Origin of the sequence: Ruminococcus sp. BSD2780120874_150323_B10 (genome assembly GCF_015553695.1) — a bacterium.
Classification (GTDB): Bacteria; Bacillota; Clostridia; order Oscillospirales; family Acutalibacteraceae; genus Ruminococcoides; species Ruminococcoides intestinale_A.
In genome coordinates this window covers 1-1,555 of the sequence record NZ_JADNHD010000038.1, presented here as the reverse complement: position 1 = coordinate 1,555, position 1,555 = coordinate 1, and the positions used below count along the sequence as shown (strand labels likewise).

The window sequence follows — 1,555 nt, the reverse complement described above, 5'->3', positions numbered from 1 at the left end:
GGTGCAAAGTGCAATTGCAACGCTTGTCGCTTTTAGCATTCCGTGCTTGTTCATTGGTTTGATTACTCCTTTCAAAACTTCCAAGGGCATCCTGCCCTATCGTTTATAATGTTATCACAAAATTATCACAATTTCCATAATTTTATTATAGAAAAATGAAAAACGGCAAATTTTACAAATTCAACTATGGAATTATGTGCAATTTGCCGTTCCATTTTCACATTATTATTGTTAATCAAACAATTCCGGGTGCATTCTGCTGTAATGAAATATGTATTGTTGTGCTATCCCCGCACAATCGCCGAAATCCGACGGCATCATACCGGGGAAAAGCTTATCCATTGCCCTTTTCATCCATACATCAACAGGAAAAGCCTCTATTCTGTGTAAACCGAAAAGCAGAGTGCAGTCGGCGACCTTAACTCCGACACCCGTAATTTTCATAAGTTCTTTTCGTGCCTGCTCGTAATCAAGCGTGCGGCAGCTTTCAAGGTCAACCTCACCGCTGTAAACCTTTTGTGCCGCATCTATAAGGTAACGATTACGAAAGCCTGCCCTTAAAGGCGCAAGGTCATCGGCTGAAAGTTCCGCCATTTTTTGCGGTGTAGGAAAAGCAAAATCTCCGGGAGAAATTTCTTCTCCGAAGTTTTCGCAAAGTCTTTGAACAATGCCCTTGATTCTTTTTATATTGTTATTTTGTGAAATAATGAATGTGCAGAGTGCCTCATAAGGCTCTTGCCTTAATATTCTTATACCGGGAGCATATTTTGCCGCCTCTTTAAGCACGGGGTGAATTTCACTTATCTGTTCTCTGATTTTACCGTAATCAAGTTCGAGGTCAAAGTAATCTTTCCATATACTTTCAAAATCGGCTTTATTTGAGTTTTCGATATACAGACGCTCGCCGTCAAGTCTTACCCTGACTTTTTTACCGAAAGCGATTCCGTCAAACGAACCGTCGGCATTTTCTGTCCAGCGAAAACTCTGACCGCAGTCAAGTGTTTGTCTTAAATCAAGGTCTGTTACATTGTCGATACAGATGTAACCGTCAAATTCGGTGCAGGTCATAATATCCTCCGTATAAATTTTGTTTACAGAATTATTTTGATAAAAATTCTAAATAACATTATACATAGTTTTTCATATAAAAACAACTTATTTGAATTTTGTTCTGAATGTTAAGGGGTGAAATTGTAGTTTGACAAATTGATTTGCCAATTAATTATAAAAGTTTGGTCGACCTTTTCAAAGGTCGTGGGTGTGGGCAAAGCCCACAAATACTTTCCGTTTATGCAATCTGGCGATAGCCGAACAGCTTGCTGTTTGGCGGCTTGAACACAACGGCGTTAGCCTTTAAAAGCGATAGCAATAAGAAAAGATATTCGTTATTTCATTAATAAAATATAGGTTCTTTAATAGCTGTCGCCTGTTTTAACAAACTTAGTTTCAGCACGCAAACAGCGTGGCTGTTTGCGCCCGAAGAATTGTAATATCGGAAGATTTTATGGGCGCTGCCCAAACCCGCAATTTTTGAAAAAATTGAGTAAACTTTTTT

1 protein-coding gene is annotated in these 1,555 nt (G+C 38.8%); it reads right to left on the bottom strand.

Translation table 11 applies throughout. The features are described from left to right. Positions 1 to 231: 231 nt before the first annotated feature. On the bottom strand, positions 232 to 1,068 hold the full coding sequence (locus tag I2E21_RS12080) for a DNA-3-methyladenine glycosylase 2 family protein (protein WP_186936401.1): 837 nt from the start codon (positions 1,066 to 1,068) through the stop codon (positions 232 to 234). Positions 1,069 to 1,555: the final 487 nt, after the last annotated feature.